Origin of the sequence: Flavobacterium sp., from assembly GCF_049318185.1 — a bacterium.
Classification (GTDB): Bacteria; Bacteroidota; Bacteroidia; order Flavobacteriales; family Flavobacteriaceae; genus Flavobacterium.
This window is the reverse complement of record NZ_JBMOGV010000047.1, coordinates 1-17,146: the sequence shown is the minus strand read 5'-3', so window position 1 is coordinate 17,146 and position 17,146 is coordinate 1. Positions and strand designations below refer to the sequence as shown.

The window sequence follows — 17,146 nt, the reverse complement described above, 5'->3', positions numbered from 1 at the left end:
AAAATTTGTTCGTGCCCGTTTAATTGCGTTAAAAAAAATAGTTTCTTTGTACCATCAAAATAAAACCCTTTCATTTCATAGTATATGATGAATTTTAACTTCAACAAATGGAATACCATCCTAGGATGGACAGCATTTACCATTGCTTTAATAACATTTTCATTAACGGTAGAACCTACCATGAGTTTTTGGGATTGTGGAGAATATATTGCAACTGCAGCCAAATTAGAAGTAGGACATCCGCCAGGTGCCCCTTTGTTTCAAATTTTAGGAGCGTTTTTTGCCATGTTTGCCACGAGCCAAGAAACTGTGGCGCTTATGGTAAATATGATGTCTGTATTCTCCAGCGCGTTTACTATTTTGTTTATGTTTTGGTCCTCCTCTATAGTGTTAAGAAAAATTGTTTCTTCCTATTCAACGCTAGATAAAAACAAAGCCATTGTTATACTTGGAAGTTCCTTTGTGGGTTCATTAGCTTTTACATTCTCAGATAGTTTTTGGTCTAGTGCCGTAGAAGCCGAAGTGTATGCCATGGCATCATTGTTTATCGCCATTTTATTTTGGCTGGGATTGCGTTGGGAAGAAGACATGCATTCTCCCAGAGGAAATCGTTGGTTGTTATTAATTTCATTGCTAATCGGTCTTTCGTTTGGTGTGCACTTTTTAGCGCTATTAACTATTCCTGCTATTGGGTTTTTATATTATTTTAAAAATTACAAAACCGTTACTTTTAAAAGTTTTATTCTAGCAAATATTATAATTGTTGCCATATTGCTTTTCATTTTCAAATTATTATTGCCTTACACTTTGGCATTCTTCGGAAAAATGGAAATCTTTATGGTGAATGATTTTGGATTACCTTTTAATTCGGGTTCTATAATTGCAACCCTTTTAATGATTGCATTTTTCTATTTTGGATTAAAATATACTCGAACAAAAGGACAACCGCTTTTGAACACCATAATTTTATGTGTTCTTTTTGTTTTCATTGGTTTCTCCACTTGGATGATGTTGCCTATTCGTGCCAATGCTAATGTGGTTATCAACGAAAATAAGCCTTCTGATGCTGCCGAAGTTTTGGCCTATTACAACCGTGAACAATATGGTGTGAATCCGTTATTTTATGGCCCACAATATACCGATACTTTTGCCGGACTAGATAAAGACGAACCTTATCTTGATAAAGCTCCTAACTACGAAAGAGATTATAAAACAGGGAAATATGTTATCGTTAACAACTTTAAAAACGCGGAACAAAACAGCGATAACGCTCAAAAGGCAATTTTACCCCGTCTTTGGAGTACAGAACACGTTGAAAATTATATTCAATTTACCGGTGTTCCAAAGTTCAAACTGAACCAAGACTATCCCTATGAAGAAGACTTAGCTCAATATGGCGTAAACCTTGACAGTCTTAGTGAAGAACAAGTTGGTCAAGCCGTAAACCAATTGAAAGAAGAAATGCAGAAAAACATTAATGAATTCAAATCGGCATATGCTCAGAATAAAATTGACAATGAAGACTATGTTTCGTTCCTAAAAAAATATAGCGATTACCTCACTGTTGAAAAACCATCTACTTGGGACAATATCAGCTTTATGGTGGAATACCAATTTGGGTATATGTACGGAAGGTATTTATTATGGAATTTTGTAGGAAGACAAAACGATGTTCAAGGCAAATACGATAACCTAGACGGGAATTGGATTAGCGGCATTAAGTTTATCGATGAAATACATTTAGGCAAAGGAGCACAAGAAAATCTTCCTGACGATGTAAAGAACAATAAAGGAAGAAATGTTTATTATTTCTTGCCGTTTTTAATTGGTTTAATTGGGCTGATGTATCATGCTCAAAGAGATTTAAAAAGTTTTTATGTGTTATTAGTCTTGTTTTTATTTACAAGTATAGCGCTTAAAGTTTTCTTAAACGAAAGACCGTTTGAACCTCGTGAAAGAGATTATGCGCTTGTAGGTTCGTTTTATGTTTTTGCTATCTGGATAGGTTTTGGAGTATATGCTATTTATGAAATCATTTCTGATTACTTTAAATCTAAATTAGTTGGCCCTATTATTATTGGCGCTTGTCTTTTAGCAGCTCCCGTTTTAATGGCAAGCCAAAACTGGGACGATCACAATCGTGCTAATAGACATACTGCTACAGCCATGGCAAAAAACTATTTAGAATCCTGTGAGCCAAATGCCATACTATACACTATTGGTGATAATGATACTTTCCCGCTTTGGTATGCGCAAGAAATCCAAGGCATCAGAACCGATGTGAAGATTGTAAACACAAGTCTGTTTATGACTGATTGGTATATTGATCAAATGAAATTTAAGACTTATAAATCTGAAGGATTACCTATTTCATTTACTCATAACGAATATGTGGGTGATAAATTGGATTATGTAGCACATATTCCAAAAACAGAAGCACGTTGGGATATTAAAGACTTTATCAATTTCATCAAAAACCCAAAATCAACTATTGAATTACAAAACGGGCAAACCATTCATTTTTATCCCACAAATAAAATCAGAATTCCTGTAGATAAAAATGCCATCATAGCCAACAAAGTGGTAAACCCAAAATACAATGACTCTATTGTTCCTTATATAGATATGGACATCAAAGGAAGTGCGATGTATAAAAACCGTTTAATTATGTTGGACGTTTTGGCCAATAATAATTGGAAACGTCCTATTTATTTCACAGGTGGAAGTTTTGGCGATGACGATTATCTTTGGATGAAAGACTACCTTCAGTTGGATGGATTGGTTTATAAATTAGTACCGCTTAAAACACCTATTGACAAAGAAAACCCTTATGATATGGGTCAAATTGACAGCGATAAAATGTATGATTTAGTAACAAAATGGGCTTGGGGGAATGGTGATTTGACCACTATTTATCATGATCCAGAAACCAGAAAAAATAGTATTTCCTACAGAACCAATATGGCAAGATTGATGGAGCAACTCATCAATGAAGGGAAAACAGCAAAAGCTAAAACCATTATTGACTTAGCGCTAACGAAAATGCCAATGGATTATTATGGTTATTATACCATGGTAGAACCCTTTGCTGGTGGTTATTATGAAGTGGGCGAAAAAGCAAAAGCCAGACAATTGTTAGAAAAATTAATGACCAAGTACAAACAAAGTTTACTCTATTACACAGGCATTCAACCTTCTGTTCAAGATGGAATTGCCTCTGATATTATTACTGATATTGAACGTTACAGAAGTTTATTGATGGTAATGAAAGACCGAGGAGATAGAGAATTCTATAACAAAAACAAACCTATTTTCAACTCTTTTGCGCAACGTTTTACTCGTTTTGGAAGAGAATTAGAATAACTTAATTTAAAATTTTACTCCGCTACGCTCCATACAATTCGGCTGAGCCTCGGGTGAAAATGTGTCAATTTGAAAATTCATATTGGCACATTTTTTTATTATTATATTTACACTATGAGTTTTTGGGCTAAAACAAATCGTTTTATAAAGTTGCTTTTTCCAAAGTATGTTTGGGCTATTCCAAATGATGCCAAAAAGGTATTTCTCACTTTTGACGATGGACCAACGCCAGCAATCACCGAATGGGTTTTAGAACAACTTAGACAATATGACTCTAAAGCGACTTTTTTTTGTATTGGCAACAATATTGAAAAGCATCCTGAGATTTTCAAGAAGATAATAGCCGAAGGACATGCCATAGGCAATCATACCTTCAATCATTTGAATGGCTGGAAAACTTCTACAGAAGAATATATTGAAAATACTCAACGTTGTCAATCTGAAATCCTAAATCCCAAATCCCAAATCCCAAATCTATTCCGTCCTCCTTACGGAAAAATAAAACCATCACAATCTAAAAGGTTACGAAAATTAGGATATAAAATAATTATGTGGGATGTGTTGAGTTATGATTTTGATAAAAAAATCACACGAGAAAAATGCCTTGATAATGTTTTGCAGCATATTGAAAGTGGAAGCATTATTGTTTTTCACGACAGTAATAAAGCTTGGAACAATTTAGAATATGTTTTGCCAAAAACATTAACTTTCTTAAAAGAGAGAGGATTTATTTGTGATAAAATTGACTAAATCTGGTCTTGAACAATTCCTATTAGCGTGTTAGCGTCTAATTCTCCGGATTGTCTCCAAACCATATTGCCTTCTTTGTAAATCATCAAGGTCGGTAATCCTTTAATGCGCAATGCATCTGCCAATTCTTGATTTTTATCTACATCAATTTTTATCACTTTTGCTTTATCGCCAAGTGCTGCTGCAACATCTCTAATTACAGGATGCATGGATACTGAAGATTCATTCCATTCTGTGTAAAAATCAATTAACACAGGTACTTGAGCATTGATTAATTCTCCAAATTTTGACATAAAACCAAAATATTTTTACTTTCTTTTAGTAATTAAAAAGAACTATTAAAAGACAAATGTAGTACTTTTAACTAATTATACGACATTTTTGCCCTTTTTTAGTTCGAAAACTGAGATTTCTGGCCAAATTCCAACACGCCCAGGATAAGCATGGAACCCAAAACCACGATTTACATATATTTTTCTACCAAATTCCTCATACAATCCTGCCCATTGTTTGTAAACATATTGCACCGGACTCCATTTGAAAACTCCAGGAATTTCTATGCCAAATTGAAATCCATGCGTGTGACCTGATAGTGTAAATTGGAAATTCTTTGGATGGTTTTTTATCTCATATTCCCAATGGCTTGGATCATGACTCATCAAAATTTTAAAATCTTCAGATTTTAGATTCTCAGAGGCTTTAGCAACATCTCCAGCTTGCTTGAAGTTATGCCCCCAGTTTTCAACCCCTACCAATACTATTTCGTCATTGCCTTTTTTGATTTTCACATGTTCGTTTAATAATAATTGAAAACCTATTTGACCATATAAATCTTTAATGGCTTGAAAATTTTCATCTTTGGCTTTTTGAGAGGGCCATGTCACATATTCGCCATAATCATGATTGCCAAGCACGGCATATTTTCCATATTTATGAGCATCAATTTTATTGAAAGTGTCAATCCAAGGATGCATTTCTTTGGCATGCGTATTTACGATATCGCCTGTAAATAAAATCAGGTCTGTTTTTTGTTCATTTATCAAATCAATAGCGTGATTTATTTTTTCGGCATCATCAAAACTCCCACTGTGTATATCGGAAATTTGAGTGATTTTAAATCCATCAAAAGCATCGGGTAAATCAGGAAAAAAAAGCGTTTGATGAATAACTTTGTAATTGTATTTGCCTTTTGTCATTCCATATATCAAACTCAAAAACGGAATGGAAGCTATCCCAAGAGCTATTTGACTTACAAATTTTCTTCTTTCAGGCAAAAATTTCCCGTTGTCATTATCACCCATAAAATGAGTAATCGTTCCAAGAAAAACTCTTGAAATGTCTTCTAACAGCAAGAAAAAAGTTAAAATTAATTTAGGGACTAAGACTAATAACAATAGCCCAAAGGTGAAAAGAGTCTGTTTGGTTTGTCCAACACTTCTATCAAATTTTGTGAATTGATATATTATGAAAATAATTCCTGCTAAAGATACTAGTTGATAGGTTATTAGAACCCATTTTAATTTTGTAATTGTCTTAAATGCTTGAAAAGAATAGAACTCTACAACAGCAATAATTATTATTAGAATTAACCAACGAAGAACCATTATTTTTTTTCACAAAGAAACAAAGAAACCAATCTAATTTTGCTTTCATTTAATTTATTTTTAACTAAATATTTCGCTTCGCTATAACTTAAAGTTTCTTTACTTTTACAATTCATAATTTTTAGAATATGTCAACACAAAAACGTCTTTTCCTTCTTGATGCCTATGCATTAATTTTTCGCGGTTACTATGCTTTTATCAAAAATCCTCGAATTAATTCAAAAGGCATGGATACTTCAGCCATTATGGGATTTATGAATTCTTTGATGGAAGTAATAAAAAGAGAGAAACCAGATCATTTAGCAGTTGCTTTTGATAAAGGCGGAAGTGATTACCGTTATGAAATGTACCAGGAATATAAAGCACATCGCGATGAAACTCCTGAAGCCATCAAGATTGCAGTTCCATACATACAAGAACTATTAAAAGCCATGCACATTCCTATTATGGAAAAAGCAGGTTTTGAAGCCGATGATTTAATAGGAACACTGGCTAAACAAGCTGAAAAAGAAGGTTATCAAGTTTTTATGGTGACCCCTGATAAAGATTTTGCACAATTGGTTTCCGAAAATATTTTTATGTATAAACCGGCTCGTATGGGCAACGATATTGAAATATGGGGCATTCCAGAAGTCTTGAAAAAATTTGAAATAGAAAGACCAGAACAAGTAATTGATTTTCTAGGAATGATGGGCGATTCTGCCGATAATATTCCTGGTTTTCCTGGCGTTGGAGAAGTTACTGCTAAGAAATTATTAAAAGAATTTGGCAGCATGGAAAACCTTTTGGAAAATACTGATAAACTTAAAGGCACGCTGAAAGACAAAATAGAAAACAATAAAGAATTGGGGATTCTATCAAAAAAATTGGCTCGAATTCTGTTAGATTGTCCAGTAACTTTTGATGCCGCAGATTTCGAATTATCAAAACCCGATGTGGAGAAAACCGACGCTTTATTTCAGGAACTAGAATTTCGACAAATGAAAGCACAGTTTGATAAATTATTTGGAACAGGAAAAGATTATGACGAAATTGACAATAATAGTGCTGAAAGTGAAACGCCTCAACCCATAAAAAAACCTGTTGCTAAAAAATCAAATGAAGAGCAATTCGATTTATTTGGTTTTACTGATGAAGAAAATGACGAACCAAAACACAATTCATATTATGCTACGTTAGAAACAACAGAACATCACTATCAAATCATTCAAGGAGATTTGCCCACCAAGTTATTTATACAAAATTTGATGAATCAAAAATCAGTCTGTTTTGATACTGAAACCACAGGGATTAATACACTTCATGCTGAAATTGTCGGGTTGTCATTCTCCTATGAAAAAGGAAAAGGTTTCTATATTCCATTTCCTGAAAATCAAGAAGAGGCACAAATAATGGCCAATAAATTCAAACCATTTTTTGAGAACGAAGCCATTGAAAAAATTGGTCAAAACATAAAATATGATTTGAAAATTTTATCAAATTATGGCATACAAGTAAAAGGAAAATTATTTGACACCATGATTGCTCATTACTTGATAAATCCTGACATGCGTCACAATATGGATGTATTGAGTGAAACCTATTTAAAATATTCGCCAAAATCTATTGAAACATTAATTGGGAAGAAAGGTAAAAACCAATTATCGATGCGTGATGTGTCCTTGGAAGAGATCAAAGAATATGCTGCCGAAGATGCTGATGTTACATTTCAATTAAAGGAAGTTTTCAGTCCTATATTAGATAAAGCCGAAACTAAAAAACTTTTTGAGGAAATCGAAATTCCGTTAATTCCAGTTTTGGCAGCAATGGAATTGGAAGGCATCAATCTTGATGTTCCTTTCTTGAAAGAAATGTCAGTGGAAATGGCAAAAGAAAGTTCTGAATTCGAACAAAAAATATACGAAACTGCTGGGGAGAAATTCAATTTGGCTTCACCAAAACAATTAGGTGATATTTTATTTGATAAACTGAAAATTGGCGGAACCAAACAAAAGAAAACCAAAACAGGTCAATATGCTACTGGCGAAGAAGTTTTGTCTTATTTGGCAAATGATAATCCGATTGTAAAAGACATACTTGAATGGCGACAAATGGTAAAACTACAAAGCACTTATATTGACGCTTTGCCAAACCAAGTTGATGCAAAAACCAAGCGTGTTCATACTGATTATATGCAAACAGTTGCTGCTACGGGCAGATTAAGTTCTAATAATCCAAACCTTCAAAATATTCCAATTCGCACTGAGCGGGGACGATTAATAAGAAAGGCCTTTGTAGCAAGAGATGAAAATTATGCTTTGCTTTCAGCCGATTATTCTCAAATAGAGTTACGAATCATCGCAGCACTGTCAGGTGAAGAAAATATGATTAAAGCATTTCAAAACAATGAAGATATTCATAGAAGCACAGCGGCAAAAGTGTTTAATGTGCCAATAGAAGAAGTTACGGCAGCACAACGTAGCAATGCCAAAACTGTGAATTTTGGAATTATTTATGGGGTTTCTGCTTTTGGTTTGAGTAATCAAACATCGCTTTCAAGAAAAGAAAGTGCCGAGTTAATCGATGCTTACTATGCAACGTATCCTAAATTAAAATCATACATGTCAGAACAAGTAGATTTTGCAAGAGAAAATGGTTACGTTCAAACTGTTTTGGGTAGAAGACGTTATTTGAAAGATATAAATTCGGCAAATGCTGTGGTGAGAAGTGGTGCTGAAAGAAATGCTGTAAACGCACCTATTCAAGGAAGTGCAGCGGATATTATCAAAATTGCGATGATAAATATTTACAAAAAACTAACTTCAGAAAACTGGAAATCGAAAATGTTGTTGCAAGTGCATGATGAATTGGTTTTTGATGTTCACCTTTCGGAATTAGAAAAAATAAAGCCGATGATTAAACATGAAATGGAAAATGCTATTAAGTTAGATGTTCCTTTAGATGTTGAAATTGGTGTCGGGAAAAATTGGCTAGAAGCGCATTAAAGTTTCTTATTGCAAAGCAAATTTAATTAGATAAACGTATTTATTTTACATTTGTTCAACTAATAGGTTGAACTAAATCATACAAATCAAAATAAACAATACCTTTTGGAGAGCCTAAAAACAATATTGTACTTTTCTATTTTTAGATATCCTCTGAAAATAGAAGAAATTTATGGTTATACTAATCATTTTGAAATAAATGAAACTTTAAAAGAATTAGACTATTTGATTGAAGAAAAAATAATTTCTAAAACGGATGACTTTTATGTTTATGCCGATGATTCAGAAAGTGTAAAAAAAAGATTAAAAGGTAATCTTCAAGCAAATAAAGCCATTATCAAAGCTAAAGAACAAGCTAAATTAATTTCAAAATTTCCTTATGTAGAAGCCGTTGGAGTGTCTGGTTCTTTATCGAAAGGTTATTATGACAATGAAAGCGATATTGATTTCTTTTTAATCACAACTCCAAACAAATTGTGGATTTGTAGAACGCTATTAATACTTTATAAAAAAATATTTCTCTTTAATTCAAGAAAACATTTTTGTGTGAATTATTTTATTTCTGCCAATCAGCTTGAAATAGAAGAAAAAAATTTATTTACGGCTACTGAATTAAAAACATTGATTCCGATGGAAGGAAGAACCGCTTTCAAAACATTTTATCAAAATAACACTTGGGTTATTAATGATTATTTTTCGAAATTTAGCTACGATATAAAAAGCGTCAATGAAATAAACAAACCTATTATTAGTAAAGTAATAGAGTTGGTTCTCAATACTAACATCGGAATTATTTTTGATGATTTGTTCAAATCAATTACAATTCGAAAATGGAAAGCTAAATTTAACTTCATGAATGAAGAAGATTTTAAATTAGCACTAAAATCAACCAAAAACATCTCAAAACATCATCCTTTGCACTTTCAAAAAAAAGTTATCTTATCTTTGAATTCTAAATTGGATGAAGTTCAACTAAATTATAACATCGTAGTTCCAAAAGAACATGTCTAACATACTTTTTTCGCATTCCTATTATTATCCTCTCGACCCAAAGCAATGGAAAAACAAAATGCCTTTTCCGCCTTTGGGAACTTTGTATGCAGCAGCTTTATTGAGAAAGAACAATTATAATGTTTCGCTTTTTGATACTAATTTGTTGAATAATGCTTTATCTATTGCATCCGTTTTAGAGGAAAAAAAACCAAGTTATTTAGTTATTTATGACGATGGTTTTAATTATTTAACCAAAATGTGCTTGACTAATATGCGTGAAGCATGTTTTGAAATGATTCGGTTAGGAAAAATACATAACAGTATTGTAATTGTTTCCAGTTCAGATGCTACAGACCATTATGCTGAATATATTGAAAAAGGCGCTGATTTCATAATTCAAGGGGAGGGTGAAATTACACTTTTAGAATTAATTAATTCCATCGAAAATAAAGCATCTTTAGAGAATATTACTGGAATAGTTTATAAAAATGTTGATGAAATTCAAATCAATTCAAAGCGATCTGTTTCAGCTAATTTAGACGAATTACCAATGCCTGCTTGGGATTTGATTGCGATAGATTCCTATAAAAAGATTTGGAAACATAGCGGTCAAGAATTCTCCCTAAACATTGCTACAACTCGCGGATGTCCATACAAATGCAATTGGTGCGCAAAACCTATTTATGGCAATCGATATAATGCTCATTCACCAGAATACATAGTTAATCAAATGGTATTTTTAAAAGAACTGTTTGGAGTCACTAGATTTTGGATGTGCGACGATATTTTCGGTTTAAAACCCAATTGGGTGCAAGAATTTAATTCGATTTTAAAAGATAAAAATTTAAAAATTAGCTATTTTATCCAAAGTCGGGTTGATTTGTTATTAAAAGAAGATACGATTGATGCTTTGGCAGAATCTGGTTTAGAAGAAGTTTGGGTTGGTGCAGAAAGTGCTTCGCAAAAAATTCTTGATGCTATGGATAAAGGAATAACTGTTGATCAAATTTACAAAGCAACTCAATTATTAAAAGAGAAAAAAATTAAGATTGCCTTCTTTTTACAATTTGGTTATCTTAACGAAAACCAAGAAGATATTCAAAAGACAATTGCAATGGTAAAAGAACTAAAACCTGACAACATTGGCATATCGGTTTCGTATCCTTTACCTGGAACTATATTTTACGAGAAAGTTAAAGCCGATTTAAAGCTCAAAGCCAATTGGACAGACTCGGACGATTTTGAAATGATGTTCAATGGAACTTACCATTCAAATTACTACCGAAAATTGCAACGATTTGTTCATAAAGAATTCAGAAAAACACAAGGAATTGAGAATTTAAAACAGTTGCTTTCCTATCCTTTTTCTGCTAAAAAAGTAACATCTATTTTAAAGTTGGGTTATTATATTCCGAGTGCCTTTTTAGATTCAATTTTGTTAAAAAAACTCCAGTAAAATGGAAGCTAGTTTTGACAAAGCAGCAACAAATTATGATACCACTTTTACTCATTCGGTAATAGGAAAACTGCAACGCAATCGGGTTTATTTCCATGTTTCAAAAAAATTAAATTCTGTTAAAACCCTACTTGAAATTAATTGCGGAACAGGCGAAGATGCAATTTGGTTGGCTCAAAAAAATATTGTAGTAACTGCAACGGATATTTCGAGTCAGATGATTGAAATTGGGAAATCAAAATCAAATTTAAATAATTTGAATTTCATCCAGACTGATATAAATGAAATTAAAAATCAGTTTTCAAATGAAAAATTTGATCTGATCTTTTCAAATTTCGGAGGTTTAAATTGTTTATCGAAATCTGAATTGACACAGTTTTTCAACTCTTCCCAATATTTACTTTCCGATAATGGAAAACTCGCTTTGGTAATTATGCCAAAAAACACTCTTTGGGAACAATTGTTTTTTGTAATGAAATTGGATTTTAAAAATGCCTTCAGAAGAAGAAAAAAAAATGCTATTGCCAATGTGGATGGAAAAAAAGTTACAACATATTATTATAATCCGGAAGACATTTTAACATTATCCAGCCATGATTTTAAAATTTTAGAAACAAAACCCATTGGTTTTTTTGTTCCGCCATCTTATTTAGAATCTTTTTTTCATAATAAGCCCAAACTAATTTCGTTTTTAAATACCTTAGAAAAAAAAATTACCCATCAATCGTGGTTATCAAAATATGCTGATCATTATTTAATTATTTTAGAAAAAAAATGAGTATTTTATTTACACACGCTTATTATTTATCGGATGATCCAAAAGAACAAAAGATAATGAAACCCTATCCTCCTTTAGGATTGTTATATGTGTCTGCCTACTTATTAAGCAAAAATATTCCCAATACCGTTTTTGATAGTACCTTTTATACTAAAGAAGAACAGCTTACTTTCATTTTAGACAAAAAACCCAAGATCATTTGCATATATACCAATTTGATGACTAAAATTGAAGTGGTTAAATTGATTAAAATCCTAAAAACAGAGCAATTTGGATATCCTACAATTATTCTTGGAGGACCAGATGTAACCTATAATATTGAAAATTATCTTAAAACTGGAGCAGATTTTTTAGTGATTGGCGAAGGAGAAGAAACAACATTCGAATTATATAATGCTATTAGGAATAATGGAAATTTTCATGATATAAACGGCATTTCATTTATTGAGAATGAGCAAATTATTCAAACAGAAGCCCGAGCCAAATTCAGAGAATTAGACGAATTGCCTTTGCCAAATAGAGAAGCTATTTCTATGCTAAAGTATCTAGAAACATGGAAAAATAATCACGGGAAAAGTTCAATGACGATTTCTACCCAACGTGGTTGTCCCTATACTTGCAAATGGTGTAGTACTGCAGTTTATGGACAAAGTTATAGAAGGCGTCCAGCCAATTTAGTGGCTCAAGAAATGAAAATGCTAAAAGACACATACAATCCAGACGCGATATGGTTTGTGGATGATGTGTTTACAATAAGTCACAAATGGCTAACTGCCTTTCACGAAGAAGTAGTGAAACAAAATGCTCAAATACCCTTTGAATGCATTACCCGAGCCGAAAGATTGAACGACGAAATCCTGCAGCTTTTGAAAGAAGCTGGATGTTTCAGGATTTGGATTGGTGCGGAGAGTGGTTCGCAAAAAATCATTGATTTGATGGATCGTCGTGTCGATGTAAATCATGTTAAGAAAATGATTCAAGATACGAATGCTTTAGGAATTGAAACCGGGACATTCATAATGCTCGGCTATCCTGGCGAAACAGAAGAAGATATACATACTACGGTTCAGTATTTAAAAGAGGCAAATCCTACGCACTACACGATAACAATTGCTTATCCAATAAAAGGAACTTCACTTTATAATGAAATTGAAGACGATATAACGATTCGTCCAAATTGGGAAACATCAACCGATAGGGATATTGATTTCAAGAGAACTTACAGCCGAAAATATTATAATTATGCCGTAAAAAAAGTGGTGAACGAAGTCGAGTTTCACAGAGCAATTTCGAAAACAAGTTGGAAAGCGTTCAAATTGAAAACCAAATCGATTTTGGCAACAGGATTAATGAAATTATACAAATAAAACATGAAAAAAGGACTATTTCTATTGTGTTTGTTAGTATCCTTTTCATACGAGCAAGATTCTTATTCCGATTTAATTAGGACCGAAACAAAGATTAATTTAAAATGGAACAAAGCCTATGCTGACGATTCTATAGACAAATCATTGATTGGTTTAAAGTGGGCTTTGTCTTATGTTGGCGCTACTTTACCGAGTTCAAACAGCGGTTTTTCAACCACAAGTTCCACTATAACTATTGACATAAAAAAATTAGGTTTCTCGGAAAGTGCACAACAAAATCTTTTAAAATTGTTAGCCAAAATCAAAAACACATCCGAATACCAAAACAACACTACTGTCGATTTAGGGCGATTTGTGACCTTACTGATTGGTGCTTCAGAGCATTATTATGAAATCATTGGCACGCCGAATACCTTAGCCAAAATTTTAAACCAATATACCTTGCTGCCACAAAAAGGCTATATCAATAATTCGAGTGTTTCTTTAGAGCATCGCATTATTCAATTTTCGGAACAAAACGGCTTCAATCAGGTCTTTTTATCGGAAGAAGTTGATCCGGTTTCGGGTGAAATTTACGAATATGAAACCATAGAGTTGTTGCCCAACGGACAATTGCGCTTCGGGATTTTTGATGTCAACGGCAACCGAAAAAACAGCGCCGATGCAGCGCATTCTAATGCCGGGAAACCCGCCAAATGCTTGTGGTGTCATGAGTCAACAATTAACCAAATGTTTACTCCACAAAATGATTATTCGGGTTATTTAACGTATGCCAATTTCCAAAGTAATCTAATTGGTTACCGAGAAAGCAACAGAGTCCAAAAATTAGCCTTGACCAATGGTGTCGATTTTTCGCAAACACAACAACACACTTTAACGGAATTACTTTATATTTCTTTTATGGAACCATCAGCTGAGCGCTTGAGTGAAGAATGGAGTATGCCTTTGGATCAAGTTCAAAATCTGCTTTCGGGCTTGCCGAAGCATGTTTATGATGAATTCCCTTTTCTGGGAAATCTGTACAATCGCAATGAAGTGGAAGCATTAGCTCCTTTTGCCGGACTAACGGTTTCGAGTTCAGTAAGAGAAACATCAACAACGGAAGTCAATCATTTGAATGATTAACAATAAAAAAATAATCGTCTTACTGCTAGCTTATAATGCGGCATCCTTTATCTTTCAGACGAGAATAGTGACATTAGATTTTATACCTAAAGAAAAAGAACGCTTCATTGAAAAATAAATCCACAAATATAATAAGTATCATTTCGATTAACACTTTGCGACAAGTCTTGCTTTCAGTGTTTAATATGGTAATTCCTTTCATGGTCGTTCAACATCTTTCTAAAGAAATTTGGGGAGAATTTGTATCACTATTATTGTATTCTTTGTTGGTGACACAAATCATCAACTGGGGGAATAAAGAATATTTATTGCGGAAATTCAGTGAGACTCCGAGTACAATTAAAGTAGATTTTTCTTCTATTCTGCTAACTCGATTCCCTTTAGTTTTACTCTTTTCATTAGTTGGGTTTTTCTTTTTTGGAATTGAATCTGGATGCTATCTAACCATTTGGATTTTGGGGAGATTTTTAATTCATTCCTATGAAGTGTTAGTTGTTTATGAGAAAAAATTCAATGTTTCATCAATAATAGAATTGTGTTGCTTCTTGATTTTTGTTATTTTGTTTTACAGCCTATCATCAGCAATAAACTTAGAAAAATTATTAATTGTGTATAGTTTTTATCAGCTTAATAAAGGAATTTGCTATCTGCTTTTTTTTAAAGACACTTTTTCGTTAAATACAAGCTTTAATTTTACTTATTATAAAAATAGTATTTGGTTTTTATTATTGTCTATTTTTGGCTTTTTAGCTTCCAAAATTGATGTGTACATTATTGAACAATTCGACAACAAAACTGCGACTTCTGATTACCAAATAATTAATGGTTTATTGGTTTTTATTATGTCTATTAGTACTTTTATTTACACACCATTTACTAAAAATATTTATAGAAACTCCTACTTTACAATCGAAAAAACTAAAAAAGTCTTAGCGGTAATCGGACTGATTATAGTTCCTATTTCTCTGCTTTTTGTTTATGGAATACTACACTATTTTTTGAACTTAAAACTCACTATTTGGTTTTATTTTGTTGCTTTTTTATATGTTTTCCCGTCGTATGTATATGGAATAGAAATTATTAGTTTGTTTAAACAGCACAAAGAAAAGCGAGTAGTTCTATTTTTATTTATTGGCACCATTTGTAATTGGATGTTATCTTTTATGCTGTTGAAAGTTCATTTTGGAATAATAGAAAATCTTATCGGAGGAGCTATTGCACAATTGGTTATTATGTTTTTATTCAAATCAAAAAAAATTATATGAAAAAATACATTAATTTATACAAGAGTTTTTTATTATTATTAGTTGTTGTGATGTGCCATTCTTGTTCCGAAGATGACATTACAGATACTACATTAAGCTCTATTGAAATCTCTACAGGTTCAATTTATCCCGAATTTAACCCTGAGACAAAAGACTATTTTATTACATCATTGAACACTTTGAAAAACATTCAAATCACTCTGAATGATTATGATCATTCAAAAAAAATATACATCAACGGCGTAAGAGTGCAAAACAAAATTACAAGTTTGAAATTGAACATTGGTGATGATATTGTTATTCAATCGGGGAAAAATAATGAAACTTCTACCAAATATACGATTCACTATTTGCCATCAGACATGCCTAAAATAAATGTAATTACAAAGAATAATCCTTCTGATGGATATATTTTTATAAATCAGTTTCATCTTTCAAATTCAAATCCAAATTCTACCAATTACATAGCTATTCTTAACAACGACGGTTTTCCGGTTTATTATAAAAAATCGAATAATCAGATTGTTAATTTTAAATATTTTGAAACAAATACAAACCAAAAAAGATATTCTTATAACGACAATACTTTAGGCAAAATTATTGTTATGGATGAAAATTTTAACGAGATCAAACAATTAGAATTACTACCAAATAATGGACATGGCGCCATTAGAACGGATAATCACGACTTTGTTTACTTTAATGACTATCATTATATTTTACCTGCTTATGTTAATAGGCCTGGTGTAAATATGAATGCTTATGGTGGTGCAAACTCCGTTGAGTTAATTGATTTTGCCTTTCAAGAAATAGTAAACGGCCAAGTGATTTTTGAATGGAATAGCGCCAATTTTCCGGAATTTTTACAACATACCGATCCTATTTACTATAATCAATTTGCAACAAGACCTAAAGTTGATTATTTTCATTTTAATTCGATTACTATTGATCCAAATGATAATAATTTTATTGTTTCAGCAAGACATATGAATCAGATTTATAAAATCAACAGAACTTCAGGTCAAATTATGTGGCGATTTGGCGGAAGTAATGATGATTTTAATTTAACAGAAAATAAAATTATATCTCATCCACATCATGCAACTATTTTAACCAATGGAAATTTGTTGCTTTTCGATAATGGAGTTACCAAAATACCAAAACAATCCAGACTTGTTGAGTTTGCTATTGACGAAAACAATTTTACAGCCACAATTGTAAACCAATACACTGAAATTGGAAGGTATTTTGATATCATGGGTTCAGCTCAAAAACTCCAAAACGGTAATTATTTTATCGGTTGGGGTGGTAATATTACATCACAAGTAAATGCTAATAAATCAGACATAACAGAAGTAAATGCAAACGGAAATATAGTTTTAGACATGAGTTTTAGTAACAATCCTAATAGTTTTACATATTCTTACAGAGCTTTAAAATATAATATCAGTTTTTAATGAT

Annotated in this window: 12 protein-coding genes; 10 read left to right on the top strand and 2 right to left on the bottom strand. The window is 32.3% G+C overall.

What is annotated here, in order from left to right; translation table 11 throughout:
* Positions 1-84 precede the first annotated feature (84 nt).
* Together ACOYLT_RS06135 and ACOYLT_RS06130 are read left to right on the top strand one after the other, a co-directional pair.
* A complete protein-coding gene (locus ACOYLT_RS06135; RefSeq protein ID WP_422852980.1) occupies positions 85-3,363 on the top strand; it encodes a DUF2723 domain-containing protein in 3,279 nt (1,092 codons plus the stop codon).
* A gap of 114 nt (positions 3,364-3,477) precedes the next feature.
* Positions 3,478-4,113 carry a polysaccharide deacetylase family protein gene (locus ACOYLT_RS06130; protein WP_422852981.1) on the top strand — a complete coding sequence of 212 codons (636 nt, stop codon included), beginning with the start codon at positions 3,478-3,480 and terminating at the stop codon, positions 4,111-4,113.
* Here the strand turns inward: ACOYLT_RS06130 and ACOYLT_RS06125 are convergent.
* A complete protein-coding gene (locus tag ACOYLT_RS06125) occupies positions 4,110-4,406 on the bottom strand; it encodes a thioredoxin family protein (RefSeq protein WP_422852979.1) in 297 nt (98 codons plus the stop codon). The two genes, ACOYLT_RS06130 and ACOYLT_RS06125, sit on opposite strands and share 4 nt — an antisense overlap.
* Positions 4,407-4,481: 75 nt before the next feature.
* Positions 4,482-5,717 carry a metallophosphoesterase gene (locus ACOYLT_RS06120; RefSeq protein WP_422852978.1) on the bottom strand — a complete coding sequence of 412 codons (1,236 nt, stop codon included), beginning with the start codon at positions 5,715-5,717 and terminating at the stop codon, positions 4,482-4,484.
* 128 nt (positions 5,718-5,845) lie between these two features.
* Between ACOYLT_RS06120 and polA the strand changes: the two genes are divergently transcribed.
* The 8 genes from polA (at position 5,846) to ACOYLT_RS06080 (ending at position 17,142) form a co-directional block, all read left to right on the top strand.
* Positions 5,846-8,701, top strand: coding sequence for a DNA polymerase I (polA, locus tag ACOYLT_RS06115; protein WP_422852977.1), 2,856 nt, complete (start codon positions 5,846-5,848; stop codon positions 8,699-8,701).
* A 126-nt stretch (positions 8,702-8,827) separates the two neighbouring features.
* The gene (locus tag ACOYLT_RS06110) at positions 8,828-9,712 is read left to right on the top strand and encodes a nucleotidyltransferase domain-containing protein (protein ID WP_422852976.1); all 885 of its coding nucleotides are present in this window, start codon (positions 8,828-8,830) and stop codon (positions 9,710-9,712) included.
* Positions 9,705-11,150 carry a B12-binding domain-containing radical SAM protein gene (locus tag ACOYLT_RS06105; protein ID WP_422852975.1) on the top strand — a complete coding sequence of 482 codons (1,446 nt, stop codon included), beginning with the start codon at positions 9,705-9,707 and terminating at the stop codon, positions 11,148-11,150. The genes ACOYLT_RS06110 and ACOYLT_RS06105 overlap by 8 nt, the downstream gene beginning before the upstream one ends.
* Before the next feature lies 1 nt (position 11,151).
* Positions 11,152-11,928, top strand: a complete 777-nt coding sequence (locus ACOYLT_RS06100) for a class I SAM-dependent methyltransferase (protein WP_422852974.1) — start codon at positions 11,152-11,154, stop codon at positions 11,926-11,928.
* The gene (locus tag ACOYLT_RS06095; RefSeq protein WP_422852973.1) at positions 11,925-13,295 is read left to right on the top strand and encodes a B12-binding domain-containing radical SAM protein; all 1,371 of its coding nucleotides are present in this window, start codon (positions 11,925-11,927) and stop codon (positions 13,293-13,295) included. Before ACOYLT_RS06100 ends, ACOYLT_RS06095 begins: the two co-directional genes overlap by 4 nt.
* Before the next feature lie 3 nt (positions 13,296-13,298).
* Positions 13,299-14,420 (top strand): hypothetical protein, encoded by a 1,122-nt coding sequence (locus ACOYLT_RS06090; RefSeq protein ID WP_422852972.1) that lies wholly within the window; start codon positions 13,299-13,301, stop codon positions 14,418-14,420.
* Positions 14,421-14,527: 107 nt separating this feature from the next.
* Positions 14,528-15,685 (top strand): hypothetical protein, encoded by a 1,158-nt coding sequence (locus tag ACOYLT_RS06085; RefSeq protein WP_422852971.1) that lies wholly within the window; start codon positions 14,528-14,530, stop codon positions 15,683-15,685.
* Positions 15,682-17,142 (top strand): aryl-sulfate sulfotransferase, encoded by a 1,461-nt coding sequence (locus tag ACOYLT_RS06080; RefSeq protein WP_422852970.1) that lies wholly within the window; start codon positions 15,682-15,684, stop codon positions 17,140-17,142. Before ACOYLT_RS06085 ends, ACOYLT_RS06080 begins: the two co-directional genes overlap by 4 nt.
* Positions 17,143-17,146 lie beyond the last annotated feature (4 nt).